The following is a 24,896-nucleotide window of genomic DNA, read 5'->3' on the forward strand; positions in this document are numbered from 1 at the left end:
GTGAAACTTATGTAAGTTTACCCTTAAGTGTTGAGCAAGATACTACGCTTGAATAAAGTTCGACCGCCCCGAGCACGGGGCCTTTTTTCCCTTCACTGAAGAACTCAATGGACACAGTATCTCGTCGCTGCCTGACCTCTGCCGAATGGCCGGGTCAGGCACTTGAACCGGAACACCGGTCCCGACACCCTGGTCGGGCAAGCCGCGCCAGAGCCTGATGCTCCGCCGTGACTTGCCGCCGCCGGTGTTGGCCGGTTGGAGGCAAGCTCATGAACCTCACTTCATTCGTTTCACATCGCCAGCCTGCGTGCCTTGCACCGCGGCAGGCCTGCGCCTGGCCGCGGCGTCTGCACGGCTACCTTGACCACCACCAGCACCCCCCAAGTAGTTGCGGGGTGCTGGTGCGTGTTCATGCACGCTTGAGCCCCCGCACTTCTCACTGAATAAAAGATATTGAACGGTATCTTTGTGCTCGAACTTTTTACCTTAAAAGTTCGCGGGATAACTATTGCCCTGTGTTTATGAAAAGGAATCAAACCATGGATTGCGCGAGTAGAAAGTTCGCTGCCGACACAACTTCCGACTCTCGGCAGCGGACAGACAACTGTCGGAAAGAACCAGCATTATTCAGCGACCCGACATGCCTTCGTTCACCGCCTGAGTGAAACGTCTGTGTGTCGTGCCGCCGCAGCGGCAGGAGCACAGCAACATGACTGTCAAATACCGTAACACCTCATCGGCCAAGGCCGAACGCGAAACCCGCCTGTCCACCCGCGCCGCCCGTGAAGCGCGCAATGGCCTGGCGGTCACCCTCGCCAACCTCGATGCCAGCGAACAGGGCCTGACCGAGCACGAAGCCGCCAAGCGCCTGGCGCGCGATGGGGCCAACCATGTTGCCCACGACCCGCAACCCCACGCCCTGGTGCAGCTGCTCAAGGCCCTGAACAACCCGTTCATCTATGTACTGCTGACCCTGGCCGGGATCAGCTTCGTCACCGACTACTGGCTGCCGGTCAGTGCAGGCGAAGCAGACGACGCCGACCTGACCAAGGTCATCATCATCATGACCATGGTCAGCCTCAGCAGCCTGCTGCGCTTCTGGCAGGAGTACCGCTCGAACAAGGCTGCCGATGCGCTCAAGGCAATGGTGCGCAGCACTGCCACGGTGTTGCGCCGCGAGCAGATCGGGCAAGCCCCGCGCCTGCGCGAAGTGCCCATGGACGAACTGGTGGCCGGCGACATCGTGCAGCTTTCTGCAGGTGACATGATTCCCGCCGATATCCGTCTGCTCGAAGCGCGTGACCTGTTTATCAGCCAGGCCGTGCTCACCGGCGAGGCGTTGCCGGTCGAAAAGTACGACACCTTGGGTAATGTCGCGCAGAAGTCCGCCGCCGAGCATGGCGCACATCAGGACAACCTGCTCGAGTTGCCGAACATCTGCTTTATGGGTACCAATGTGGTCAGTGGCCGCGCCCGCGCCGTGGTGGTGGCGACCGGCCGACGCACCTATTTTGGCTCGCTGGCCAAGGCCATTGCCGGTTCGCGCAGCCAGACCGCTTTTGACCGCGGCGTGAACAGCGTCAGTAGCCTGCTGATCCGCTTCATGCTGGTGATGGTGCCGGTGGTGTTCATGATCAACGGTGTGGTGAAAGGCGACTGGGGTGATGCCTTCCTCTTCGCGCTTGCCGTGGCAGTGGGCCTGACCCCGGAAATGCTGCCGATGATCGTCAGCGCCAACCTGGCCAAGGGCGCCGTGGCCATGGCCCGGCGCAAGGTGGTGGTCAAACGCCTGAACGCCATCCAGAACCTGGGCTCCATGGACGTACTGTGCACCGACAAGACCGGTACGCTCACCCAGGACCGGATCATCCTCGAGCACCATGTGCGCTTCGACGGCCAAACCGACAAGCACATCCTTGAGCTGGCCTGGCTCAACAGCCATCACCAAAGCGGCATCCGCAACCTGATGGACCAGGCCGTGCTGCATTTCGCCGGCCAGGACCACCAGTTCCAGGCGCCTTACGCCTACGCAAAGGTCGACGAACTGCCGTTCGACTTCATCCGCCGCCGCCTGTCAGTGGTGGTGAAGAATGCCTTGGGCGATCACCTGCTGGTAAGCAAAGGGGCGGTCGAGGAAATGCTCGCCATCGCCACCCATGTGCAGGAAGGCGATAAGGTCGTTGCCCTCGATTCGTGCCGCCGCCAGCAGCTGATGGCCAGTGTCGATGCCTTCAACCAGGACGGCTTCCGCGTGCTGGTGGTTGCCACCCGGGAGATCCCGGCGGCCGACGGCAAGGCGCAGTATCACACCGAAGATGAGCGCGATCTGGTCATCCAGGGCTTGCTGACCTTCCTCGACCCGCCCAAGGAAACGGCCGGCCCGGCCATTGCCGCCTTGCGCGACATGGGCGTGCAGGTAAAGGTACTGACCGGCGACAACCCGGTGGTCACGTCCAAGGTCTGCCGTGAAGTGGGCCTGGCGCCAGGCCAGCCGTTGCTCGGCCAGGACATCGAGGGCATGGACGACACCACCCTGAAGCTTCAGGTGGAGGAGCGCACCGTCTTCGCCAAGCTCACCCCGTTGCAGAAATCACGGGTGCTCAAGGCCCTGCAGGCCAATGGTCACACCGTGGGCTTTCTTGGCGACGGCATCAACGATGCCGCCGCCCTGCGCGATGCTGACGTCGGTATCTCGGTGGACAGCGGCACCGACATCGCCAAGGAATCGGCCGATATCATTTTGCTGGAAAAGAGCCTGATGGTGCTCGAGGAGGGCGTGCTCAAAGGCCGCGAAACCTTCGGCAACATCATGAAGTACCTGTGCATGACTGCCAGTTCCAATTTCGGCAACGTGTTCTCGGTCCTGGTGGCCAGTGCGTTCATTCCGTTCCTGCCCATGCTGGCGATCCACTTGTTGCTGCAGAACCTGATGTATGACTTTTCCCAGCTGTCGCTGCCCTGGGACCGCATGGACAAGGCGTTCCTCAGCAAGCCACGCAAATGGGATGCCCGCAACATCGGCCGCTTCATGTTGTGGATAGGTCCTACGTCGTCGATCTTCGACATCACCACGTTCGCCCTGATGTGGTACGTGTTCGCCGCCAACAGCGTCGAAATGCAGGCGCTGTTCCAGTCTGGCTGGTTCATCGAGGGCTTGCTGTCACAGACGCTGGTAGTGCACATGCTGCGCACTCGCAAGGTACCGTTCTTCCAGAGCACCGCTGCATTGCCGGTGGTTTTGGCAACGGGGCTGGTCATGGCATTGGGTATCTACATCCCGTTCTCCCCGGTGGGCGCGATGGTTGGCCTGGTGCCGCTGCCGTGGGAGTACTTCCCTTGGCTGGCCGCCACCCTGCTGGGCTACTGCGTGGTCGCCCAGGCCATGAAGACCCTCTATATCCGCCGTTTCGGCCAGTGGTTCTGAGCGATGCAAGGAGAGCAGACCATGCGAGTACTGATTTGTGCAGGACGCAACTACGCCGACACCCGACGCTGTCGCCAGGCCTTGGACGACGTCCAGCGCCAGCGGCCGATCCGGGTGTTGATCCACGGTGGCAGCCAGTTCATTGGAGGGGAAATCGAAAGCTGGGCGCGCGAGCATGGCGCCGATCTGGTGCGCTACCCGCCAAACTGGCAGCTGCACGGCAAGCAGGCCGAACGCTTGCGCAACCTGTTCATGCTCAATGACAGCCGCCCTGACCTGTTGCTTGCCTTGCCCGGTGGCGATGACACCGAGGAGCTGCTGGCCAGGGCCCGTGGCGCCGAGGTTCAGGTGGTGTGCGCCAGGCAACCACGCCAGCCCGAGCGGGACGATTGCAGCTAATGCAAGCGCCTGGAGCCGTACGGTACCTGTAGGAGCGGGCTTGCCCGCGAAGCAGGCGCCTCGGTTTCACGGCCCCACGCTTTGCGCAGCCGCCTTGGGCGGCTGCTTAGCCTGGCTGCGCCGCCAGATCGTTGCTGACGTTGCGCCCCAGCACCAACACGGTTACAAAGCCACAGCCCACCAGCGCCGTGGCCAGGCTCAGCAGCACCGCAGTGCCCATATGGTCCACGACTTGCCCGCCGAAGAACGAGCCCACGGCAATGATTACCTGGAACAGGGCCACGAACAGCGGCATGCCACGTTCGACATCCTTGGGCGCCACGACAAACATCCAGATATTGGCACAGGCCGGGAACGCACCGAAGGCAAAGCCCCACAGCGCGATCAGCATGGCGGCGCCCGTCATGCCGGTGGCGAAGTGCGGGAACAGGGCGGTGCTGACTGCGATCATGAGCGCGACCAGCATCAGGGTATGCCGCACGCTGCGGTTGGCCGCAAAGCCGGCGAAGATGTTGCCCATGAAGCCGGCCACGCCATACAGCAGCAACAATGAACCGATCGTAGGCCCGTCAAAGCCGGCATTCTGTTTGAAGAACGGTGCGACGTAGGTGTACGCCGCAAAGTGCGCCAGGCCGATCAGCAACACGGCGATCAAACCGACCCGTGCTTGCGGGTTGGTGAACAACGCCGGCAGGTCGCGGATGCGAATGGCCTTTTCCGGCATCAGCCGCGGCAGCAGGAAGACCTGTGCCAGCAGCACCGGTACGCCTACCAGTGCAGTGACCAGGAACGTCATGCGCCAGCCCATCAGGCCACTCAGCCAGGTGCCGACAGGCACGCCCACTACCGTCGCCAGGGTTACGCCCGCCATGATGATGGAGTTGGCTTTGGCTACGCCCATCCCGTCAGGTGCCAGGCGGCCGCTGAGGGCGATGGCTGTCGCCCAGAAGCCGCCGATACTGATACCCAGTAGCACACGGCCGGCCAACAGCAGGTTGAAGTCGCCGGCGTAGGCGACGATGGCGTTGGCGATGATCATGATCAGCGTCAGGCCGATCAGCAGGTAGCGCCGGTCCAGCGCGCCGACGCCTACGGAAATCAACGGGGCGGCTAACGCAGCCATGATCCCTGGCAGGGTCACCATCAGGCCGGCAAGGCCTGCACTGATGCCCAGGTCGCTGGCCACATCGTTCAGCACCCCCACCGGGAGGAACTCACTGGTGACCAGGGCGAAAGCACCCACGGCTACCGAGAGGATTGCCAGCCATTGCTGGGTCACGCTTTGTTGGCTGTGTTCGGGAAGGCCGCGAGGGGCCTGGCTGTTGCTTGGCATGGGTTAGGTTCCATGAGGGATCTCGCCTGTAGCAGGCGCAGGAGCGGGGGGATTTGCAGGGGATTGTAGAGGCGGCCGTGCCCAACCGACAGGCAGGCCGCTCGATAGTCATCATCAGTGCAATCGATGAAACGCTTTGCGTAGAGCCGCTGCTCTCAGCAATGATGCCCCACTCGCGAATGCAGTGGGCAGGAGGAGCTCTTTTCAAGTCCGCACGTCAGCAGGCAAGGCCAGCCACCGTGGCTTGACCTGGATAGGCGCAACAGGCGGCAGTGCAGAACGTTCACGCAGCCTAAGGTGTTACCAGCACATCACACTGCGATTCGTTCAGTACATGCTTGGTGACGCTGCCCACCAGCAGTTCCTCCAGCGCGCTTGCCCCCTGCTTGCCGACCACGATCAGGTCGCACTCCAGCTCCTGTTCCTGCTCGGCAATGCGCCAGCCAGGGTCGCCGTGCACGAGGATCTGCCGTGCATCGGCCAGGCCGGCAGCCTCACTCAGCGCCGCGAGCTGTACTTGTGCATCCTTGCGGATGACATTGCGGTAGTGGGTGAGGGTATCGTGGTCGAGATGGGCGAAGCGCACGCTGGCTTCGAACGGGGCTTCGTACGCATGCAGCAGAATGATCTCTGCTTGCGGGGCAATGGCCTTGGCCAATTCGATCGTGCGCAGTGAAACGGACGAAAAATCGACTGGCACCAGCACGGTGCGGTAGGCATCACGAGGGGCCGGCTTGACCACCAGCAAAGGGCAGGGCATGCGGTTGAGCAGTTTCTGCACGGTCGAGCCCAGCAGCAGGCGCCGCGCTACGTTCTGGCCCCTGGCCCCACACACCAGCAGGTCGCTGTGCTTGTCCTGCACCACCCGGTTGATCTCCGTGATCACCGAGCCGCTGGCGACCTGCACGCCAGCGGAGATACCGTAACGCTGGAACAGCAGCGCTGCCAGTGCGTGGGTTTTCTCGCCTGCGCTATCCAGTACGCGTTTCAACAGATCGTCATCAGGCGTCACCAACTGTTTGAGGCGCTCGAAGGGTGCCGGGTTGGCAACGTAGAGCAGGTCCAGCGAGGCCTGTTGCGCATCGCTCAGGTAGGCCGCGCGCTCAGCGGCGTTGCGAGCATGTGGGGAAAGGTCGGTGGCAACCAGTATGTGTTTCAGCGGGTTCATGTGGGGCTCCTTGGTCAAGGCGCGCACAGCGATCAAGCGGTAAACCTTGCGCACTGTGCACCTGTCGGTACTTGAGTCATTCCTTGCGTGCAGCCATCGTCGCGCGAACCCGGCGCGAGGGCTTGATTTGGGTCAATGGCGTGCAGGTGTAGCGGCAGGTCATGCCGGCAACAGCACGCGCAGCAACCCCGTCACGACAATGGCAAATACCACTACCGGCAACAGGGAAAACCGCGCAGCGGCGTACATGGTAAGCCCCAGAGCAATCAGGTCGGCCGGGTGCCCGGAAACGAACTTGGGCGCGATCACGGCAATCAGCACGCAGCCGGGCGCGGCGTTCAGCACCTGGGTCAGTTGCGGGCCCAGGGTGCGGTTGCGCAGCAGTAAAAAACCCAGCGCACGGGTCAGGTAGGTGACCACGGCCATGCCCACGATGGTGACCAGCGTAGCAACGTCAATCATGGCTTGGCCCACAAATAGGCGGTCACCAGGCCGGCTACAGTGCCCGCGAGCACGTACCAGCCACCGGGGATCAGTAGGTAGAACAGCGCTGCGGTGAACAGGCTGAATAACCATGGCAGGGCAGCGTGTACACCTTTCCACAGGCCTTTGAGCAGTACCAGAAAGACCGCGGCGAAGGCCATGTCGAAGCCATAGCTGCGCAGGTCCCCGAGCAATGGCCCGATCTGCGTGCCAAGGCTGGTGAAGGTGACCCAGGTGATCCAAAGGGATAGCGACACGCCCATGAAATAGCACAGGCTGAAGCCACCACGCTGGCGTGCATCGGCCAGGCCCATGGCCCAACTTTCGTCACACATGAAGAACAGCGCTCCTAATGCCTTGGGCAACGGCAGGTGGCTCAAGCAAGGCGCCAGCGTCGCGCCCATCAGCAGGTGGCGGCTGTTGATCAACAGGGTCATGGCAACAATCACAAGGATTGCTGGCGGTGAGGTCCACAGCTCGATTGCGGCCAACTCCGAGCCGCCACCGAAGTTGAGGCCAGTCATCAGTGCCACTGCGCCTGCTGTCAATTGGTGCTGGGACGCTTGCGCACCGAGTACCAGGGCAAAGGGGATGAACCCAAGCAATACCGGCAGGGCGGCAACGGCGCCACGGCGCAGTTCGCTGTGCGGCGTGGTGGCGGGTGGGTCGTTCAGTACAGGTTCAAGGGCATTCATGGTCACCTCCAATGGAGGAAAATTATTCCAATGAACGACTGAAATTGGCTTGCGTAGTTGCGCTGATGCGCAGAGCATTTGGCAGTTGCTACCGATAATATAGAAAAAAAGGTTTATCAATGCCAATCAAGCTAGATGCCATCGACCGACGTATCCTCCGGGCGCTGCAGCGCGACGGCAGGTTGCAGAACCAGGAGCTGGCCAAACAGGTAGGCTTGTCTGCCTCGCCGTGCCTGCGCCGGGTACGCCTGTTGGAGGAGGCTGGGGTGATCGAGCGTTATGTGGCGCTGCTGGACCCGGCCAAGGTCTCGCTAGGCCTGACCCTGTTCGTGAGGGTATGGCTCAAGCGTCAGGACCAGGAAACCACGGACGAATTTGTCGAGGCTGTGCGCCAGTTGCCCGAAGTGGTGGAGTGCCATGTGATGGCGGGCGATTGTGATTTGATGCTACGGGTGGTGGCAGCAGACCTGGAGGCCTATCGACGCTTCCAGGTGGCGCACCTGACCAGCCTGAGCGTGGTCCAGAACGTGAAGACCGAAGTCCCGATGGAAAAAATCAAGCTCACCACCGAACTGCCGGTGTAGCTGCAATGCTGATTACTCAGGGCTGGCGGGCTGCCTCATTACTGTCTTGACCCTCAGCCTTTCAGCCCGGATTTCCCAGTGGCCTGCCATGAAACCGCATTAACTGTCGCAGCGCTGTCGGCCCTGCAACAGCAGCAGTTCGGTGAGCGTGTCCATGGCCGGTGTTGCCTGGCTGCCTTTACGGGTCACCAACTCGTAGGGGTCGCTGACCGAGCCCATGCTCAAGGGCAGTATGCTGACCTGTTGATTCATTGCACATTGCTGGGCCACGTCGATCGACACCAGCGCAACGAAGTCAGGACGGTTTTGCAACAGCGACAAGGTCGCCAGGATCGAAGTGGTTTCAACCAGGTGCAGCGGGAAGCGCAGCCCGGCATCGTGAAATTCGCGCTCCAGTTGCACGCGCATGGGCATGTTGGCCCGGTAGACGATCCAGCGGCTCTCGGCCAGGTCGGCAAGGCTCAGGCTTGGCGCATGCTTCAGCGGGTGGTCGATGTTGGCGATGACCGCCAGTGTCTCATCCTGGACAAAGGTGCTGGCGAACAGCTGCGGCGTATTGCTGACACTGGTGCGGCACAGGGCAATGTCCAGGCGGCCGCTCTCGATCTGCGTCAGCAGCGACTGGCTGGTGTCTTCGATGATTTCGAACGACATCTGTGGCTGGATGCTGGCCAGCTGTGACACCGCCTTCATCAGCAACGGCACCGCGCCCATGATCGCCCCCACAGCCAGCCGGCCGCCGACCCCACGCAGGATTGCATCCAGATCGTGCCGCAGGTTGGCGATATCGGTCTGTAACAGGCGTGCGTAGCGGATTGCGCAGTGTCCGGCGGCCGTGGGCTCCAGGCCTCGGTTGGTGCGGTTGAACAGCACAGTGCCGAAGGTGGTTTCGATTTCCTGCAAGGCCTTGCTGGCACCAGGCTGGGTAAGCCCGACGCTGCTTGCTGCACCGAGCAGCGAGCGGTGCTCGTCCAACTCGATCAACAAGCGCAGATGGCGGGCGTGCAGGCGGGACATGATCGAATTGAGCGATGGGGTCATCTGGTATTCGTCCTGGTTATACCGATATGGATTGTTCTCAATACCATGGCCAGCCGCGCATTCCTATACTGGCGCTGCACAGTGTCGCATCCAGTGCGGCTGAAACGCCCAGAACAATAAAGCCAGGAGTCTGCCAAGCCTTATGTCCCTGATCAACTACATCACCCAGATCCAATTCGATATCGGTGCCATTGCCTGCCTGCCCGCCGAATGTGAGCGCATTGGTATAACCAGGCCTTTGATCGTGACCGACCGTGGCGTGCGTGCCGCCGGTATCGTCGATACGGCGTTGAACACCTTCTCCAGCGACATGGCACAACTGCCGATCTACGACGGTACGCCATCCAACCCCAACGAGCATGCCGTGCGTGAGGCCGTGGCCATGTTCAAGGCATATGGCTGTGATGGCATCATCGCCATTGGCGGTGGATCGGCAATCGACCTGGCCAAGGGGGTGGCGGTGTGTGCCCGGCACGACGGCCCGTTGAAGGGCTTTGCGGTGATCGAGGGCGGCCTGGCCCGGATCACCCCGGCGACCGCGCCGGTGATTGCCGTGCCGACCACCGCCGGCACGGGGAGCGAAGTCGGGCGCGGTGCCATCCTGATACTCGATGACGGGCGCAAGGTGGGGGTGATCTCGCCCCATGTGGTGCCCAAGGCCGCCATCTGTGACCCGGCACTGACCCTCGGGCTGCCGGCACAACTCACGGCTGCCACCGGCATGGACGCGATTGCCCACTGCCTGGAAACTTTCATGGCACCTGCGTTCAATCCGCCTGCCGACGGCATTGCCCTGGACGGCCTGTGGCGGGCCTGGCGCTTCATCGAGCGAGCCACCCGCGCGCCGGGCGACCTGGACGGGCGCATCAATATGATGAGCGCATCGCTGCAAGGTGCGCTGGCCTTCCAGAAAGGCCTGGGCTGCGTGCACAGCCTTAGCCACGCGCTGGGCGGGATCAACCCGCGCCTGCACCACGGCACCCTCAATGCGATCTTCCTGCCTGCCGTCATCCGCTTCAACCGCACGGCCGAAACGGTGGTGAATGAACACAAGATGCAACGCATCGCCCAGGCGATGGGGCTGGCCGATGACAGCCAGATCGAAGATGCCATTCGCCACATGACCCGTACGCTGGGCCTGCCGACCGGCCTTGGCGAACTGGATGTCAACCCGGACCTGTTCCCGCGCATCGTCCAGGGTGCGTTGGCCGATCACAGCCACCGCACCAACCCACGTGAGGCATCTGCCGAGGACTACCAGTGGCTGCTTGAAGCGTCCATGTAAGCCGTTACCTGCTGTTCAACCAATAACAACAAAAGTGAACGCCCATGAATACCAAATATGCGCAACCCGGGCTTGCCCGCGAACCTGAAGCGGTCGCCAGCTCGAACCCGTTCAGAAAGTACCAGGTCATCACCGTCAGCCTGTTGCTGGTGATCGGCATCATCAATTACGTCGACCGCAGTGCGCTGTCGATTGCCAATACGTCCATTCAGCGCGACATGGGCATCACGCCGTCACAGATGGGCATTCTGCTGTCGGCGTTTTCCCTGGCGTATGCCTTTTCGCAACTGCCCTTGGGCATGATCATCGACCGCCTGGGCAGCAAGATTTCGCTGGGGGCGGCCCTGCTGGGCTGGTCGGTGGCACAGACGGCTTCTGGCCTGATCAACAGTTTTTCTGCATTCATCGGGCTCAGGGTGGTGCTGGGAATTGGCGAGGCGCCGATGTTCCCGTCGGCGGCCAAGGCGCTGGCGGAGTGGTTCGAGGCCGAGAAGCGGGGGACGCCGACCGGCATCGTGCTGTCATCGACCTGCATCGGGCCGTGTCTGGCGCCGCCGTTGCTGACGCTGCTGATGGTCACCTGGGGCTGGCGCGGCATGTTCATCGTCACCGGAGTGTTCGGCATTCTGGTTGCCGCCTGCTGGTTCGCTTTCTACAAAAGCAAGGCGCGGTACCTGGCCGAACTGCCTGCCGAGGCGCGTGAGCAGCTGCTGGCGGCCCAGGCGCATAAACAGGCGGTGCCAAGCGCCAGGCCCAGTGTGCAGGCACAACTGGCGGCGTGGGCCGAACTGTTCCGCCACAAGAGCACCTGGGGTGCAGTACTGGGCTTCATGGGGGTGATCTACATGCTGTGGCTGCACCTGACCTGGCTGCCGGGCTACTTCGAGCGCGAGCATGGCTTGAGCCTGTACCAGACCGCCTGGGTGGTTTCGCTGGCCTATGTATTCGGCGCGTTGGGCACCATTGTCGCGGGCCGCATCTGCGACCGCCTGGTGAAGTACGGTGCCAGTGTGCTGGGTAGCCGCAAGCGGGTTGTAGTGACTGCGTTGCTCGCGGCGGCCGCATTCACCGTTCCCCTGTCGTTCGGTAGCGGCTTCCTGCTCAGCGTGGCGCTGCTGTGTTGCGCACTGTTCAGCGTGAACATGGCCAGCTCTACCGCATGGATGATCGCCAACACCGTGGTCGATAGCCAGCGCGTGGCCTCGTTTGGCTCGATCCAGAACTTCGGCGGCTACCTGGCAGGCTCTGTGGCGCCCATCGTGACCGGGTTCAGCATTCAGCAGACCGGGTCCTTCGCTTCGGCATTCCTGATCAGTGCCGCCGTGGCCGCGGTTGCTGCGATGGCTTATGTGTTGTTGTTGAAGCAGCCGGTTTCCACTGATCGCTGAGCATGCACCTGCAGGCGGGTTTCATCAGGCAGTTCAATAACAATTTGTGATGATTGGCATCATGACAATATATTTATCATTATCAATTTCAGGTCATAGCATCTGTTGCCTGCCATCGCCTATCTCAATGAGGTCTTGATGAACCGTTCGCTTTTCGTACACCAACGCACTGCAGCCTTGCTACTGCAACACTGGCGCAGCGGTGACCTGCTGACGGAACTGCCCGCCAGCCTCAAGCCCGAGACATTGAAACAAGGCTATGACAGCCAGGACCAGTTGTTTGCCGCTGCCGCAGGCCAGCGCGCCGGGTGGAAGCTGGGCGTTGGCAGCCCAGCTGGCATGCGTGCAGGCAAGTTGTCGCGGCCCTTGATTGGCCAACTGGAAGCGGGGCGTTGCCATGCCGATGGCGCACATATCCCGCTGCCAGCGCTTACGCCGGTGACCATCGAATGCGAAATTGCCTTCGTGCTGGAGCGGGATATTCCTCCGCAAGCCGGGCGCGTACCGGTGAGTGAGGATATTCGCGCCACGTGCGTCACCTTTGAAGTGGTGCGTTCGCGCTTTGTCGACCGCAAGGCTGTCGGCTGGCCAAGTTTTGTGGCTGACAACGTGGGGTTTGAAGCATTGGTGGTCGGCAATAGCCTGGGCGCCGGTATCAATGTGCCGTTGCTCGCCGACCTGGCCGAAACCACCGAGGTGCATGTGGATGGTCAATGGCGCGCCGGTGGCTTGTCTGGCGATGCGGCCACCGACCCGCTGGTGTCGCTGGCTCACCTGTACGCGCACGCTGCCGAGCGTGGCCAGACCCTGAAGGCCGGGGATATCGTGACCACCGGGGCCATGTGCCAGCCGTTCGACCTGCATGAAACAGGCCACCAGGTCAGCGCCAGGTTCCTTGGCCAGACCCTGACGTTCACGCTGTAACGGCCGACCATTGCTCGAACGCTGCCAGCATTCTTTGCCGGGTCTGTGGGTCGGCGGGGATCAGGTGTTCGATGCGCAGTGACTGCACGGTGACATCCTGCGGCATGCCAAAGGTGGTGAACGTGGACAGGAACCGCAGCTCACCATACGGGGTGTTCACGCGGGTCAGCAGCAGAGGGGTGGCTGTCGTCATCTGGCACGGGCTTGCCGGTGCCGGCAAGTCGCGTAAGCGCGCTGCCAGTGCCGGATTGCCTGCGGCCTCCCTGGAGGCACGTTGCCAGGCTGCAGCGCGGATTTCCGGCGCGTTGGCCAAGTGATCACCCAGACCACCGGGGCACAGCAATGTCTGCAGCAGGTTGAGGCCGGTTGCCGGCTGTGCGCTGACACCGGCCATCGCCAGCAGCAGCCCGGTACTGGCGTTGGCGGCGATGACGTCCCAGTGGCTGTCGATGACGATCGCCGGAGCGGGGTTGTTCACCTGCAGAATATGCTCGATGGCAGTATTCACCAAGGCCAGTTCAGGCGCATCGAGTGGCGTGGCGGCGTAGCGGGGCGCGTATCCTGCAGCAACGAACACTTCGTTGCACCGCTCCAGCGGCGCATCCAGGGCCGAGAGGAGGGCATGCAACGTGCCTGGGCTGGCCTTGGCGCGTCCTGTTTCCACACAGCTCAGATGACGCTGCGACAGCCCCGTCAGCAGCGCCAGCTCCAGCTGGCTGAGGTTGGCCTGACGGCGCAGTTCGCGAAGATGCTGGCCCGCTGAGATGTGCGGGGCAGGGGTGCTGCGATGGAACAGATGCTGATTCATGCGTTGCCCTGATCGTCCTTGAGTGCAATGTCCATGACCTCACGGGTCATTGAGTGCAAGCAACCCTATCACTACTGTGCCGGCAAACCCTATCAAGGAGAGCTATATGGGCTTGCGTATCTGCGCGCTGGCAATACTGGTGCTGTTTTCGCTGTATAGCGGCTGGACCATGCTGATTGCCGAGCAATCGCTGCTGGCATTCGGGCTGGCACTGCTGGCGCAGCCGGACACGGCCCAGGTGGTCATCGACCTGTACCTGATGGCCGGGCTGGCCGGTTGCTGGATGGTGAGAGACAACCGCATGCGCGGCAGCGCCGGGATCGCGGTGCTGCCTTACCTGCTGCTGACCGTCGTGTTCGTTTCGCTGGGGCCGTTGCTGTACCTGGTGATCAGAGGCGTTGCCGAGGGGCGCCAGCCATGAGCAGTGCCTTGCAGGCCTATGCGCTGTGTGTGGTGGTGCTGTTCCTCAAGATGTTCCTGGTTTCCTGCTATCAGGGCTATCACCGCTTGCGCTTCGTCGCGTTCACCAACCCGGAGGACGCTGCCGTGTTCGGGCGCGTCGCCCAGGCCGCAGAACGCCCGCAGGTGATACGGGCTGCCAAGGTATGGGCCAACGACCTGGAGAACATTCCCCTGTTCTTTGCCCTCGGCGGGCTGGCTGTTGCGCTGGAAGCCGCCACGCTACCGGTACTGTGGCTGAGTGTGGTGTTCACGGTTGCCAGGGTCCTGCACACGCTGGCCTACCTGCGCGGTTTGCAGCCCTGGAGAACGTTGTTCTATGGCATCGGGGTCATTTGCCTGATGGGGTTCTGCCTACTCATCACCGCGAGAATAGGCGGCTGAACCAAAATATTGCATGAGTCATCTTGATGCTTTCACATAGCAGTACTAATACTTAAGCACTGCCGAAGGGGATGATCATGCAGACACGCTTCGTTGTGGTTCCCGCAGTGCCACTCAAGAAAGAGGCTTATCCTCGGCGGCTTGGCTTTCCTGCCGCACTGGGGGAGGGTTACGACCTCTACGACACCCAGGACAAGATGCGTCTGAGCCTGAACTTTTCCACCCGTGCCCAGGCTGAGTTCGAATGTGCATGCCGCAACCGCTGTGCGGATGCCGGTGATGCAGGTCTTGCCGGCATCGGTTGATCGCCTGCAGTGGCCAGGTTCTTGTTCCTGGTGCTGCGTTACAGGGTCTTCGCGCCTGCCGGTTTGCCTGAACGGTTGAAACCCTGCGCGTCTAAAAAGTGCCGGCTAATGGGCGAGCGGTGCTTTGGACTCGTACGGCCGTCATCCAATCGGCACATTCAAGCGTTAGCGTTGAGGCCGGAGCCGTTTCAGGGTTCCAGCTCGGCGCCTGATGGCACAGTCAATAAGCTCTACCGCGCGGCCTGCCATTCAATAGTCACAAAGTTGTAACACAGCTGATGCAAAGTGTGCCGGCCATCACATGGAGCACATTTTGATGAAACGCCTGATGAAGTCTGCTGCACTCGCCGTTGCCGTTTCCCTTTGCGCCACCTCGGCAGCCTTTGCTGCAGAAAACGTTCGGTTGACCGGTTCGGGCGCCAGCTTCCCTGCACCGATCTACCTGACCTGGTTCAAGGACTTCAGCAAGAACACGGCTGGCGTCACCGTCGATTACCAGTCCAAGGGCAGTGGCGCGGGCGTTCAGGACTTCCTGAACAAGACCGTCGACTTCGCCGCCAGCGACTCGGCCATGAGCGAAGCAGACATTGCCAAGGTTGGCGAAGGCGTGCAATTGCTGCCAATGACCGCCGGTGAAATCGTCCTGGCTTACAACCTGCCGGGTAACCCTAAAGGGCTGAAGCTGCCGCGCGACGTCTACTCCAATATCTTCCTCGGCAAGATCACCCAGTGGAACGACCCGCAAATCGCGGCGGCCAACCCTGACCTGAAGCTGCCTGCCACCCCGATCACCGTGGTCGTACGTGCCGACTCCAGCGGCACCACTGCCGTCTTCACCAAGCACCTGTCGGCCATCAACGCTGACTTCAAGCAAGGGCTGGGCGAAGGCAACACCGTCAACTGGCCGGCCACCGACAAGTTCATCAAGTCGCCGAAGAACGACGGCGTAACCGCCACTGTCCGCCAGACCCCGGGCGCCATCGGCTACATCGAGTACGGCTTCGCCAAGCTGGCCAAGGTCGACTTCGCCATGTTGCAGAACAAGGCTGGCCAATATGTCGTGCCGAATGCCGAGAGCGGTGCCGAAGCACTGGCTGCGGTGAACATGCCGGAAAACCTGGTGGCCTGGCTGCCTGACCCGGACGGTGCCAAGTCCTACCCGATCACTTCCTATACCTGGATGATTTTCCGCAAGGACAACGGCAACCCGGAAAAAGCCAAGGCCATGCGTGAAATGGTCGAGTACAGCCTGACCAAAGGCCAGACCATCGCCGACTCGATGGGTTACATCCCGCTGCCGCCGTCGGTAGTCGACCAGGTGCGTAAAGCGTCCGCCAACATCCAGTAATACCCAGGCGCTCCCGGTATTGGCATGAAGCCATGCCGGGGGTGTTTGTCCCTTGTCCCGGAACTCGCCAATGAACACTCCTTTTGCCATACCGGATAACCCCGACTCCGCGTGCCAGCCACCGTCTACGAAAGACTTTCTGGTCGATCGCACCTTCCGTGCGCTTGCGCGCATTGGCGTGGTGTTGGTACTGGCGCTGGTCTTCGCGCTGGTCTACGAAGTCGGCCGCAAGGCACTGCCCGGCATTGAAAAGCACGGTTTTGACGTGTTGTTCGGCAGCGTCTGGGACGTTAACCAAGGCAAGTACGGTATTCTGCCAGCAATCTGGGGGACGCTGTACAGCGCCTTGATCGCCCTGTTGATCGCCGGTTTCTTCGGCGTCAGCATGGCCATTTTCCTGACCCAGGATTTCCTTCCGGCCAAGCTTGCCGCGGTGTTTCGCACCATCGTCGAGTTGCTTGCCGCCATCCCCAGTGTGGTGTACGGCCTGTGGGGCATCTATGTGGTTATCCCGGCGATTCGCCCGCTGACCGCCTGGCTGAACAGCGAGCTGGGCTGGATCCCGTTTTTCGGCACTTCCCTGAGTGGCCCAGGCCTGCTGCCTGCGGCGTTGGTACTGGCGATCATGATCCTGCCGACCATCGCGGCGGTTTCCCAGGATGCGTTGACCAGCGTACCGATGAAAACCAAGCAGGCTGCCTACGGCATGGGGACCACCCACTGGGAAGCCATCCTCAAGGTGATGGTGCCCTCGGCGGCTACCGGCATCTTCGGCTCGCTGGTGCTCGGCCTGGGCCGTGCACTCGGCGAAACCATGGCGCTGGCCATGCTGGTCGGCAACGCCAACACCATTTCCCTGTCCTTGTTCGCACCGGCCAACACCCTGGCGGCGCTGCTGGCGCTGAACTTCCCGGAAGCCGGCCCGAACGAGGTTGAAGTGCTGATGTACGCGGCACTGGTACTGATGTTCATCACCCTGCTGGTGAACGTCCTCGGCTCGATGATCATGCTCTACGCTCAGCGGGGTAACAAACAATGACTGACCTGACGACCCCTGTTGCCGCGCTGCCCAGCCTGCAGCGCAAGCTGGAAGGCCGCGCCCTGCGCAGCCTGGTATTGACCACCCTGGCATGGTTCGCGGCACTGGTGGCCAGCGTGCCGCTGATTTCCGTGCTGTACATGCTGATCACTCGCGGCGGGGCACGCCTTAACCTGGAAGTGTTCACCGAGCTGCCGCCGACCGGCTTCGAGATGGGCGGTGGTTTCGGTAACGCCATGGCCGGTACCTTCGTCATGGTCGGCATTGCCGCCGCCATCGCTGTGCCGGTCGGTATCCTGGCAGCGGTGTTCCTGGCCGAGCTCGGCCCGGACAGCAAGCTGGCCAATGCCGCGCGCTTTGCCGCCAAGATGCTCACTGGCCTGCCCTCGATCTTGGCCGGGGTGTTTGCCTACGCCCTGGTGGTGATGACCACCGGTACCTACTCGGCACCGGCAGGCGGCGTGGCGCTGGCGGTATTGATGCTGCCGATCGTGGTGCTCACCGCCGAAGAGTCGATGAAGATGGTGCCCAAGATCATGAAGGACGCCGCCTACGGCATGGGTTGCACCCGCGCCCAGGTGATCTGGAAGATCGTGCTGCCTACCGGCCTGCCGGCCATCCTCACCGGCGTCATGCTGGCCGTGGCTCGCGCCGCTGGCGAAACCGCGCCACTGCTGTTCACCGCGTTGTTCAGCAACTACTGGATCTACCACGACGGCGACCTGGCGGTGATGAACCCCACGGCCTCGCTTGCGGTACTGATCTACAACTTCTCCGGCATGCCGTTCGACAACCAGCTGGAGCTCGCCTGGGCGGCCTCGCTGGTGCTGGTAATGATCGTGCTGGTCATCAACATTTTGAGCCGAGTCTTCGGCAAGCCCAAGTATTGAGAAAGGGAGCATCCAACTTGAACGTATCCACTGCGCAAAGAGCCGCTCCCATGGTCAGCGAAGCCCCCATCGTCATGGACTGCAAGCTCGACAAGATTTTCTACGGTAACTTCATGGCCGTGCGTGACAGCCATGTGCCGATCAGGAAAAACGAGATCACCGGTTTCATCGGCCCTTCGGGCTGCGGCAAAAGTACCGTGCTGCGTAGCTTGAACCGTATGAATGACCTGGTGAAGGGCTTCCGCTTCGAAGGCCATGTGCACTTTCTTGGGCAAGATGTCTACGGCAAGGGCGTCGACCCTGTTGTAGTACGCCGCTATATCGGCATGGTGTTCCAGCAGCCCAACCCGTTCTCGATGAGTATCTTCGACAATGTGGCCTTCGGCCTGCGCCTGAACCGCTACAAAGGCGACTTGGGCGATCGCGTGAAGCACGCCTTGCAAGGCGCCGCGCTGTGGGACGAAGTGAAGGACAAGCTCAAGGTCAGCGGGCTGTCACTGTCCGGTGGCCAGCAGCAGCGCCTGTGCATCGCCCGTGCCATCGCCACCGAGCCGGAAGTGCTGTTGCTGGACGAGCCCTGCTCGGCACTCGACCCGATTGCCACCCGCCGCGTGGAGGAGCTGATGGTCGAGCTGAAAAAGGACTACACCATCGCCCTGGTGACCCATAACATGCAGCAGGCGATTCGTGTGGCCGACACCACCGCGTTCTTCTCGGTGGATATTTCCCAGGGCACCCGCACCGGCTACCTGGTCGAGATGGGCCCGACCGCGCAGATTTTCCAGAACCCGCGTGAGCAGCTGACCAGCGACTACATCAGCGGCAAGTTCAGCTAAGCCATACAAGCTCAAGGTGGGCGGGTGTTGCTGCCAGGAAGGTTGCAACACCCGGCCGCGTTACCTTCCGTTAAAGTGTTACCCGGGATTACCAATGCGAGCGACGCGTCGTCTTGATCTGTCAGCGGTAGAGCGCGCACTGCGCGAGGTGCAGGGCCGTTTTGCCGAACTCAGCCAGCATTTCACCGAACCGCGGGACCCGTTTACCGACGAGGTGCTGCTGAATGTGGTTGAAGGCTATGCGCTGATTGACGACTATGTCGCTCGCGGTATCGACCTGTTCGACCTGCAACAGCTGAACCTGATGCTGGAAATCAATGCCACCGTGCTATGCGGCAGCGATCCGGCCCGTCGCCTGGAATTCGCCCCGCACCTTGCGGCAACCGAAGCGCACTTTTTCAACAACGTGGAAGGTGGCATCAAGGATTTGTACAACTGGTACTGCGCGTACCGCAGCGATTCCATCTGGAAGCGGGCAGCGGGTGTGTATGTACGGATCCTCAGCAAGCCGCAGCTGTTCATCGAAGGCAACAACCGCACGGGTTCGCTTATTGTCAGCTATTTGTTGATGCGTGCCGGGCTGCCGCCATTCGTGCTGTCGCTGGACAACGCCGAGGGTTACTTCAACCCGTCCTCGGTCATACGCAACTCCGCCAAACACGGTGTCAAGGCTTTGTACGAACTCCCCAAGATCAAGAAAAAGTACGCCGCGTTCCTGGAAGCGAAGGCGCCAGAGCCCGGCAAGTTCTTCCTGAACGGCACGCCCGTGCCTGCCTGTGAGGGGAGCCGCTGATGCAAGGTTCATCCCTGTTCGCACGAGGGCGGCAAGCCATCGAACGCAAGCTCAAGCGTGGCCAGGTACGCATTTCGTTCGATATCGACGACACGCTGGCCTGCCTGCCCGAACACGCCGCCGCCGAGGACAGCAAGCTGCCGGGTTTCGTCCATCGCTGGCTGGGTGAGCCCCTGCGCAGCGGCACCCGCGAACTGATCCGCGACCTGCGCCGCCAGGGCTGCAGCATCTGGATCTACACCTCCTCGGGGCGTACCCCGGCTTACATCCGCCGCTGGCTGATGCTTTACGGCATTCATGTCGATGGCGTGGTCAACAGCGATCGGCACCAGCACATCCTGGCCCAGAACGGGCTGGAAAACTCACCCTCCAAGCTGCCTTCGGCTTTTGATATCGACCTGCACGTAGATGATTCCGAAGGTGTGCGCCTGGAAGGTGTCGACCACGGTTTCCGCGTGGTGGTGGTGTGCCCGAAGGATGAGCACTGGGCGCAGAAGGTGAAGGACGCGGTGGTGGATGTGCAGGCACGGCTGGCCTGGCAGCAACCGCATCGCTATGAGATGCCCGCTTGCCAGCGTTCGCAGGCACTGGCTTCCTGAAGCCAGGAGATTCCGCTCAGACAATGTAAAGGGGCTGCTTTGCAGCCCTTCGCGGGCTCGCCCGCTCCCACAGGGATCTTGGATATGGATATCCAAAGATTGTGGGAGCGGGCGAGCCCGCGAAGGGCCGCAAGGCGGCCCCGGTTCATTCAATCGTATGGATGCCCGCCTGCCACTCCTGCCTAAGCCATAAGTCTCGAACCCAGACCCAAGCAGGTACCGGGACCAAATCACCGGGCCACACCCTCCCGCCCCAAAGCACTCGCCACCCCACGCCAAAGCAGCGTTTCTGGCAATTTGCCCACTTCTGATAATCGCCTCCGACATCCCGTCCCCGTTTGGAGCGCGCCATGCACAACAACAATAAGCACCTGCCGCCTCGTTTTCTCGCAGCCGCCATCGCCAGCTTTTCTGCGCTTGGCCTGAGCAGCGTCGCCGAAGCCGAGATCATGCTGTACGACAAGGACCAGACGACGTTTTCCACCGATGGCTACATCAACGCCTTCTACGTCAACAGCAAGGTCGACCGCGAGGGCGAGCAGTTTGACCGCCGCCAGTCGCGGGTGAAGATGGGCTTCTTGCCCAACTACCTTGGCTTCAACATGGGCAAGCAGGTGGATGACCTGAAGCTCGGCGCGCGTGCCTCGTTCTGGGTAACCATCAACGACAGTGAAACCAACGGCACCGACACTGCCATCGACGTGCGCCAGTTTTACGGCACGGTGGCCAACCCCGAGTGGGGCGAGGTGCTGATCGGCAAGGACTTCGGGCTGTTCGCCCGTTCCAACATCCTGCTCGACGAACTGCTGGCCGGTTATGGCCAGGTCAGCGACACCCTGGGGCTGGTGGACGGCGGCGGGGTGTCGTTCGGCAACATTGGCAGCGGCTACCCATACCCGTTCCCTACCTCACAGATCACCTACCGTACGCCCGTGATGGAGGGCCTGCGGGTGGCGGTGGGCATCATGGACCCGGTGGACACCAACGACAGCAGCCCGACCGGAAAGGCCTACCAGGAAAACCCACGCACCGAGAGCGAGATCACCTACCAGTTCGACCTGGGTGGGGCGCAGATCTACAGCTGGGTCAACGGCAGTTACCAGACCTCGGACAATACTGACTCCACGGTAGAAACGATCACTTCCAAGGGGGTGGGTTACGGGGTGCAGGCAAAGATGGGCGGCTGGTCGCTGACCGGCTCGGGGTTCCAGGCCAAAGGCATCAACCCGTTCTTCACCAACAATGCCGGCGAACCGGTTTTGCGCAACGTCGACAGTGATGGCTACCTGCTGCAGGGCTCGTACAAGTTCGGCAAGAACCGCGTGGCGCTGTCCTATGGCAAGACCAAGGACGATGGCAACGGTGCGGTTGGCAGCGGCGCGGACTACGAGACCCGGGGTGTGGCGCTGTTCCATGACATCAACGACAACCTGAAACTGGTGGCCGAGTACAACCAGTTTTCCATCGACGGGCATGACACCAGTGCGCAGAACGAAGACACCGATACCTTTGCGGTGGGCGCGGTGTTGACCTGGTAAGTGGCCGGGGCCGCAAGGCGGCCCCGAATGACGCGGTCATTTACGCCCATGGAACCGCCCACCCGCTACCCAAGTAGCATTCGTCACCCGACCCCCGCTCCTTAAACTGATCACTCAGCCACCCCGTGCCGGAGACCACGATGCAGCAGGCTCATAACGACGGTGTGGTCAGTGCCATGTCTCAGGCTACCGACGCACGGCTGGCCGCTCAGGACCTGGCGCGGCAGTTGCTGCACCCGCACCTGGGGTTCGTGCTGTTCTTCTGCTCCGCCGAATACGACTTGCAGGCTTTGGGCGAAGCGTTGGAACAGGACTTTGGCGGCATACGCCTGGTCGGCTGCACCAGCGCCGGTGAAATCACCCCGCTGGGCTACGGCCGCAATTGCGTGACGGCGGTGGGCTTCGATCACCGGCACTTTTCGATCGCCACCGCGTTGATCGATGAGATGGAGCGCTTCAGCCTGATCGACGCGCAGCAGATGGTCGAGCGGCTGGTCGGCACCTGCCGCAGCAATACCCTGGCGCCAATCAAGGGCCACAGCTTTGCACTCACGCTGCTCGATGGCTTGTCCAGCCGCGAGGAGATGGTGCTTGCCGCACTCAGCGCAGCCCTGGGGGATATCCCGCACTTCGGCGGCTCGGCCGGTGACGACAACTACCTGAACCGCACCCATGTGTATTACGGCGGTACATTCCACAACGGTGCAGCCGTGGTGGTGCTGGTCAACACCTGGCTCGACTTCGAAGTGTTCACCACGCATCACATCCTGCCGCGCCAGGAAAAGCTGGTGGTCACCGGTGCCGACAGCGCCCAGCGCCGGGTTTTCGAACTGAATGCCGAGCCGGCGGCCGAGGAATATGCCCGCCACATCGGTGTGCCCGTGGCTGCGCTCGATCACCGGGTGTTCGCCGCCCACCCGCTGGCCGTGCGCATTCATGATCAGTACTACGTGCGGGCGATCCAGCAAATGCACCCTGACCTCAGCTTGAGCTTCTACTGCGCGGTGGAGAACGGCATCGTGCTCACGGCCATGACCCCGGGCCCGCTGTTGCCGAACCTGCACCAGCTGTTCGATGGCCTGCACCAGCGTCTCGGACCGTTGCTGCTGACCATCGGTTGTGATTGTTTCCTGCGGCGGCTGGAACTGGAGGCCCACCACGGCCTGGAGCCGGTCGGCGCGTTCCTGCGCGAGCAACGGGTGATCGGCTTCAACACCTACGGAGAACAGTTCAATGGCATGCACATCAACCAGACCTTCACCGGGGTCGCCATTGCCCGCAACCGGCCTCCTGTCGGTCGCTGAACTGCAGGCCGAGCTGACCCGGCTGCAGCACCAGAACCACAAGCTGCAGCGTATCAATGACGCATTGATCGAGCGCATCGAGTCGGGCGTGACCCGGGGCAACGACCCATACGCCGCGTTCCAGCATTCAGTGGTGCTGGCCGAGCAGGTGCGCGAACGCACCGATGCGTTGAACCAGGCCATGGCCGAGCTCAAGGCCGTCAACCGCCTGCTCAGCGAGGCCCGGCAGCGGGCTGAGACGGCCCATCAGCACCAGATTCGCCTGATTACCGACAACGTCCCGGCACTGATCGCCTACCTGAACGCCGATCTGGTCTACGAATTCACCAACAAGGTTTACGAGGAGTGGTATTGCTGGCCGCATGGCGTGATGCTGGGCCAGAGCCTGCGCGAGGCCCACAGCGAGCAGCATTACCAGCGCCTGGAAGGCTACGTGGCGCGGGCGCTGGCGGGGGAGAGCGTGACGTTCGAGTTCGCCGAGACCAATATCAACGGCCAGGAACGCTACATGCTACGTTCCTACGTACCGAACCGCCTGGCCAGTGGCGAAGTGGTGGGTATCTTCGTGCTGATCCGCGATATCACCGAGCGCCGCAACACCGCACAGGCGTTGCACCAGGCGTATCAGCACCTGGAGCAACGGGTGCGCGAGCGGACTGCCGAACTGACCAGCCTCAACGACCAGTTGCTGCGCGAAATCGAAGAGCGCAGCCAGGCCGAGTCGCGTCTGCGCGAGGCCAAGCGCGAGGCCGAGCAGGCCAACCTGTCGAAAACCAAGTTCCTGGCTGCGGTCAGCCATGACCTGCTGCAACCGCTGAACGCGGCGCGGCTGTTCACCAGTGCGTTGCTCGAGCGCGATGAGCCGCAAAATGCTGCCCACCTGGTGCGAAATGTCAGCAATTCGCTGGAGGATGTGGAAAACCTGTTGGGTACCCTGGTGGATATTTCCAAGCTCGATGCCGGGGTGATCAAGGCCGATGTCGCCCCGTTTGCCCTCCACGAACTGATGGACAACCTGGCTGCCGAATACGCCCAGGTGGCGCGTAGCGAAGGGTTAGAGCTGCATTTTGTGGGGTGTTCTGCCGTCGTGCGCAGTGACATCCAGCTGCTGGCGCGCATCCTGCGCAACCTGCTCAGCAATGCTATCCGCTACACCCGCAGCGGGCGCGTGGTGCTGGGGTGTCGGCGCCAGCGCGGTGGCGTGCGGATTGAAGTGTGGGACAGCGGCATCGGCATTGCCGAAGAACACCTGGAAGACATGTTCCTGGAGTTCAAACGGGGTGATGTGCAGCGCCCGGACCAGGACCGTGGGCTGGGCCTGGGCCTGGCAATCGTGGAGAAGATCGCCGGCATCCTCGGCCACCGGATCCGCGTGCGGTCATGGCTGGGCAAAGGCTCGGTGTTCGCTGTCGAGGTGCCGCTGAGCGCCACTGCACCCAAGGCCCAGCCGAGCCAGGCGATCTGCGAGCCAATGCTCGAACGCCTGCGCGGGGCGCGGGTGTGGGTACTGGATAACGATGCGGCGATTTGCGCGGGCATGCGCACCTTGCTGGAAGGTTGGGGCTGCCGGGTGGTCACTGCGCTGTCGGAGGAAGACCTGGCGCGCCAGGTGGACAACTACCACGCCGAGGCCGACCTGCTGATTGCCGACTACCACCTGGACAATGACTGCAATGGTGTCGACGCCGTAGCGCGGATCAATGCCCGCCGCGCCCAGCCGCTACCGGCGCTGATGATCACGGCCAACTACAGCAACGATCTCAAGCAGCAGATCCGCGAGCTGGGTCACACGCTGATGCACAAGCCCGTAAGGCCTATGAAACTCAAGACGGCGATGAGTCATCTGCTGGCCAGTGGCGTGGCATAGCG

24 protein-coding genes are annotated in these 24,896 nt (G+C 61.9%); 18 read left to right on the top strand and 6 right to left on the bottom strand.

The window, feature by feature from the left end:
- Positions 1–709 precede the first annotated feature (709 nt).
- Together mgtA and ACK59Z_RS17420 are read left to right on the top strand one after the other, a co-directional pair.
- Positions 710–3,424, top strand: a complete 2,715-nt coding sequence (mgtA, locus tag ACK59Z_RS17415) for a magnesium-translocating P-type ATPase (protein WP_108191336.1) — start codon at positions 710–712, stop codon at positions 3,422–3,424.
- A gap of 21 nt (positions 3,425–3,445) precedes the next feature.
- Positions 3,446–3,823 carry a DUF2493 domain-containing protein gene (locus ACK59Z_RS17420; protein WP_108191337.1) on the top strand — a complete coding sequence of 126 codons (378 nt, stop codon included), beginning with the start codon at positions 3,446–3,448 and terminating at the stop codon, positions 3,821–3,823.
- 106 nt (positions 3,824–3,929) lie between these two features.
- On the opposite strand, the gene ACK59Z_RS17425 is transcribed toward ACK59Z_RS17420, so the two are convergent.
- From ACK59Z_RS17425 to ACK59Z_RS17440, 4 genes are all read right to left on the bottom strand, one after another.
- Positions 3,930–5,156, bottom strand: a complete 1,227-nt coding sequence (locus ACK59Z_RS17425; protein ID WP_108191338.1) for an MFS transporter — start codon at positions 5,154–5,156, stop codon at positions 3,930–3,932.
- 292 nt (positions 5,157–5,448) lie between these two features.
- Positions 5,449–6,324, bottom strand: coding sequence for a universal stress protein (locus ACK59Z_RS17430; protein ID WP_108191372.1), 876 nt, complete (start codon positions 6,322–6,324; stop codon positions 5,449–5,451).
- A 159-nt stretch (positions 6,325–6,483) separates the two neighbouring features.
- A complete protein-coding gene (locus ACK59Z_RS17435; protein WP_003254138.1) occupies positions 6,484–6,786 on the bottom strand; it encodes an AzlD family protein in 303 nt (100 codons plus the stop codon).
- Positions 6,783–7,502 (bottom strand): AzlC family ABC transporter permease, encoded by a 720-nt coding sequence (locus ACK59Z_RS17440; RefSeq protein ID WP_003254136.1) that lies wholly within the window; start codon positions 7,500–7,502, stop codon positions 6,783–6,785. Before ACK59Z_RS17440 ends, ACK59Z_RS17435 begins: the two co-directional genes overlap by 4 nt.
- A gap of 119 nt (positions 7,503–7,621) precedes the next feature.
- On the opposite strand from ACK59Z_RS17440, the gene ACK59Z_RS17445 reads away from it, so the two are divergent.
- A complete protein-coding gene (locus ACK59Z_RS17445) occupies positions 7,622–8,086 on the top strand; it encodes an Lrp/AsnC family transcriptional regulator (protein ID WP_014753443.1) in 465 nt (154 codons plus the stop codon).
- 99 nt (positions 8,087–8,185) lie between these two features.
- Here ACK59Z_RS17445 and ACK59Z_RS17450 read toward each other — a convergent pair whose 3' ends face one another.
- Complete coding sequence (locus ACK59Z_RS17450; RefSeq protein WP_003254134.1) at positions 8,186–9,127, bottom strand: LysR family transcriptional regulator; 942 nt, start codon at positions 9,125–9,127, stop codon at positions 8,186–8,188.
- Between the two features lie 142 nt (positions 9,128–9,269).
- Between ACK59Z_RS17450 and ACK59Z_RS17455 the strand changes: the two genes are divergently transcribed.
- From ACK59Z_RS17455 to ACK59Z_RS17465, 3 genes are all read left to right on the top strand, one after another.
- Positions 9,270–10,412, top strand: coding sequence for an iron-containing alcohol dehydrogenase (locus tag ACK59Z_RS17455; RefSeq protein ID WP_108191339.1), 1,143 nt, complete (start codon positions 9,270–9,272; stop codon positions 10,410–10,412).
- Between the two features lie 44 nt (positions 10,413–10,456).
- Positions 10,457–11,800, top strand: coding sequence for an MFS transporter (locus tag ACK59Z_RS17460; protein WP_108191340.1), 1,344 nt, complete (start codon positions 10,457–10,459; stop codon positions 11,798–11,800).
- A 138-nt stretch (positions 11,801–11,938) separates the two neighbouring features.
- Positions 11,939–12,724: a 2-keto-4-pentenoate hydratase gene (locus tag ACK59Z_RS17465; RefSeq protein WP_108191341.1), complete on the top strand. Its 786-nt coding sequence runs from the start codon at positions 11,939–11,941 to the stop codon at positions 12,722–12,724.
- Here the strand turns inward: ACK59Z_RS17465 and ACK59Z_RS17470 are convergent.
- Positions 12,714–13,532 carry a helix-turn-helix domain-containing protein gene (locus ACK59Z_RS17470; protein WP_108191342.1) on the bottom strand — a complete coding sequence of 273 codons (819 nt, stop codon included), beginning with the start codon at positions 13,530–13,532 and terminating at the stop codon, positions 12,714–12,716. The two genes, ACK59Z_RS17465 and ACK59Z_RS17470, sit on opposite strands and share 11 nt — an antisense overlap.
- 106 nt (positions 13,533–13,638) lie before the next feature.
- On the opposite strand from ACK59Z_RS17470, the gene ACK59Z_RS17475 reads away from it, so the two are divergent.
- The 12 genes from ACK59Z_RS17475 (at position 13,639) to ACK59Z_RS17530 (ending at position 24,894) form a co-directional block, all read left to right on the top strand.
- On the top strand, positions 13,639–13,953 hold the full coding sequence (locus ACK59Z_RS17475; protein ID WP_108191343.1) for a DUF2834 domain-containing protein: 315 nt from the start codon (positions 13,639–13,641) through the stop codon (positions 13,951–13,953).
- Positions 13,950–14,375: an MAPEG family protein gene (locus tag ACK59Z_RS17480; RefSeq protein WP_108191344.1), complete on the top strand. Its 426-nt coding sequence runs from the start codon at positions 13,950–13,952 to the stop codon at positions 14,373–14,375. The genes ACK59Z_RS17475 and ACK59Z_RS17480 overlap by 4 nt, the downstream gene beginning before the upstream one ends.
- 71 nt (positions 14,376–14,446) lie before the next feature.
- Positions 14,447–14,680: a hypothetical protein gene (locus ACK59Z_RS17485; RefSeq protein WP_014753437.1), complete on the top strand. Its 234-nt coding sequence runs from the start codon at positions 14,447–14,449 to the stop codon at positions 14,678–14,680.
- 316 nt (positions 14,681–14,996) lie between these two features.
- Positions 14,997–16,028, top strand: coding sequence for a phosphate ABC transporter substrate-binding protein PstS (pstS, locus tag ACK59Z_RS17490; RefSeq protein WP_003254123.1), 1,032 nt, complete (start codon positions 14,997–14,999; stop codon positions 16,026–16,028).
- A 70-nt stretch (positions 16,029–16,098) separates the two neighbouring features.
- Positions 16,099–17,067 carry a phosphate ABC transporter permease subunit PstC gene (pstC, locus tag ACK59Z_RS17495; protein ID WP_003254121.1) on the top strand — a complete coding sequence of 323 codons (969 nt, stop codon included), beginning with the start codon at positions 16,099–16,101 and terminating at the stop codon, positions 17,065–17,067.
- Entirely contained in the window at positions 17,064–17,957 is an 894-nt protein-coding gene (pstA, locus tag ACK59Z_RS17500; protein WP_003254119.1) for a phosphate ABC transporter permease PstA, read from the top strand. The genes pstC and pstA overlap by 4 nt, the downstream gene beginning before the upstream one ends.
- Positions 17,958–18,007: 50 nt before the next feature.
- On the top strand, positions 18,008–18,793 hold the full coding sequence (gene pstB / locus ACK59Z_RS17505) for a phosphate ABC transporter ATP-binding protein PstB (RefSeq protein WP_003254117.1): 786 nt from the start codon (positions 18,008–18,010) through the stop codon (positions 18,791–18,793).
- Positions 18,794–18,887: 94 nt separating this feature from the next.
- Positions 18,888–19,586, top strand: a complete 699-nt coding sequence (locus ACK59Z_RS17510) for a hypothetical protein (protein WP_004574211.1) — start codon at positions 18,888–18,890, stop codon at positions 19,584–19,586.
- Positions 19,586–20,185, top strand: coding sequence for a hypothetical protein (locus ACK59Z_RS17515; RefSeq protein WP_003254112.1), 600 nt, complete (start codon positions 19,586–19,588; stop codon positions 20,183–20,185). The genes ACK59Z_RS17510 and ACK59Z_RS17515 overlap by 1 nt, the downstream gene beginning before the upstream one ends.
- Positions 20,186–20,535: 350 nt before the next feature.
- The gene (locus ACK59Z_RS17520) at positions 20,536–21,723 is read left to right on the top strand and encodes a porin (protein ID WP_003254111.1); all 1,188 of its coding nucleotides are present in this window, start codon (positions 20,536–20,538) and stop codon (positions 21,721–21,723) included.
- 140 nt (positions 21,724–21,863) lie between these two features.
- Positions 21,864–23,027: a nitric oxide-sensing protein NosP gene (nosP, locus tag ACK59Z_RS17525; RefSeq protein ID WP_003254110.1), complete on the top strand. Its 1,164-nt coding sequence runs from the start codon at positions 21,864–21,866 to the stop codon at positions 23,025–23,027.
- A complete protein-coding gene (locus ACK59Z_RS17530; RefSeq protein ID WP_014860443.1) occupies positions 22,996–24,894 on the top strand; it encodes a NahK/ErcS family hybrid sensor histidine kinase/response regulator in 1,899 nt (632 codons plus the stop codon). Before nosP ends, ACK59Z_RS17530 begins: the two co-directional genes overlap by 32 nt.
- Positions 24,895–24,896: the final 2 nt, after the last annotated feature.

The sequence above is a fragment of the Pseudomonas sp. KCJK9058 genome (assembly GCF_046230975.1).
GTDB lineage: Bacteria > Pseudomonadota > Gammaproteobacteria > Pseudomonadales > Pseudomonadaceae > Aquipseudomonas > Aquipseudomonas alloputida.

Coding starts and splice junctions, on each gene's coding strand:
- mgtA (WP_108191336.1), top strand. CDS start 710: ATGACTGTCAAATACCGTAACACCTCATCGGCCAAGGCCGAACGCGAA.
- ACK59Z_RS17420 (WP_108191337.1), top strand. CDS start 3,446: ATGCGAGTACTGATTTGTGCAGGACGCAACTACGCCGACACCCGACGC.
- ACK59Z_RS17425 (WP_108191338.1), bottom strand. CDS start 5,156: ATGCCAAGCAACAGCCAGGCCCCTCGCGGCCTTCCCGAACACAGCCAA.
- ACK59Z_RS17430 (WP_108191372.1), bottom strand. CDS start 6,324: ATGAACCCGCTGAAACACATACTGGTTGCCACCGACCTTTCCCCACAT.
- ACK59Z_RS17435 (WP_003254138.1), bottom strand. CDS start 6,786: ATGATTGACGTTGCTACGCTGGTCACCATCGTGGGCATGGCCGTGGTC.
- ACK59Z_RS17440 (WP_003254136.1), bottom strand. CDS start 7,502: ATGAATGCCCTTGAACCTGTACTGAACGACCCACCCGCCACCACGCCG.
- ACK59Z_RS17445 (WP_014753443.1), top strand. CDS start 7,622: ATGCCAATCAAGCTAGATGCCATCGACCGACGTATCCTCCGGGCGCTG.
- ACK59Z_RS17450 (WP_003254134.1), bottom strand. CDS start 9,127: ATGACCCCATCGCTCAATTCGATCATGTCCCGCCTGCACGCCCGCCAT.
- ACK59Z_RS17455 (WP_108191339.1), top strand. CDS start 9,270: ATGTCCCTGATCAACTACATCACCCAGATCCAATTCGATATCGGTGCC.
- ACK59Z_RS17460 (WP_108191340.1), top strand. CDS start 10,457: ATGAATACCAAATATGCGCAACCCGGGCTTGCCCGCGAACCTGAAGCG.
- ACK59Z_RS17465 (WP_108191341.1), top strand. CDS start 11,939: ATGAACCGTTCGCTTTTCGTACACCAACGCACTGCAGCCTTGCTACTG.
- ACK59Z_RS17470 (WP_108191342.1), bottom strand. CDS start 13,532: ATGAATCAGCATCTGTTCCATCGCAGCACCCCTGCCCCGCACATCTCA.
- ACK59Z_RS17475 (WP_108191343.1), top strand. CDS start 13,639: ATGGGCTTGCGTATCTGCGCGCTGGCAATACTGGTGCTGTTTTCGCTG.
- ACK59Z_RS17480 (WP_108191344.1), top strand. CDS start 13,950: ATGAGCAGTGCCTTGCAGGCCTATGCGCTGTGTGTGGTGGTGCTGTTC.
- ACK59Z_RS17485 (WP_014753437.1), top strand. CDS start 14,447: ATGATCATGCAGACACGCTTCGTTGTGGTTCCCGCAGTGCCACTCAAG.
- pstS (WP_003254123.1), top strand. CDS start 14,997: ATGAAACGCCTGATGAAGTCTGCTGCACTCGCCGTTGCCGTTTCCCTT.
- pstC (WP_003254121.1), top strand. CDS start 16,099: ATGAACACTCCTTTTGCCATACCGGATAACCCCGACTCCGCGTGCCAG.
- pstA (WP_003254119.1), top strand. CDS start 17,064: ATGACTGACCTGACGACCCCTGTTGCCGCGCTGCCCAGCCTGCAGCGC.
- pstB (WP_003254117.1), top strand. CDS start 18,008: ATGGTCAGCGAAGCCCCCATCGTCATGGACTGCAAGCTCGACAAGATT.
- ACK59Z_RS17510 (WP_004574211.1), top strand. CDS start 18,888: ATGCGAGCGACGCGTCGTCTTGATCTGTCAGCGGTAGAGCGCGCACTG.
- ACK59Z_RS17515 (WP_003254112.1), top strand. CDS start 19,586: ATGCAAGGTTCATCCCTGTTCGCACGAGGGCGGCAAGCCATCGAACGC.
- ACK59Z_RS17520 (WP_003254111.1), top strand. CDS start 20,536: ATGCACAACAACAATAAGCACCTGCCGCCTCGTTTTCTCGCAGCCGCC.
- nosP (WP_003254110.1), top strand. CDS start 21,864: ATGCAGCAGGCTCATAACGACGGTGTGGTCAGTGCCATGTCTCAGGCT.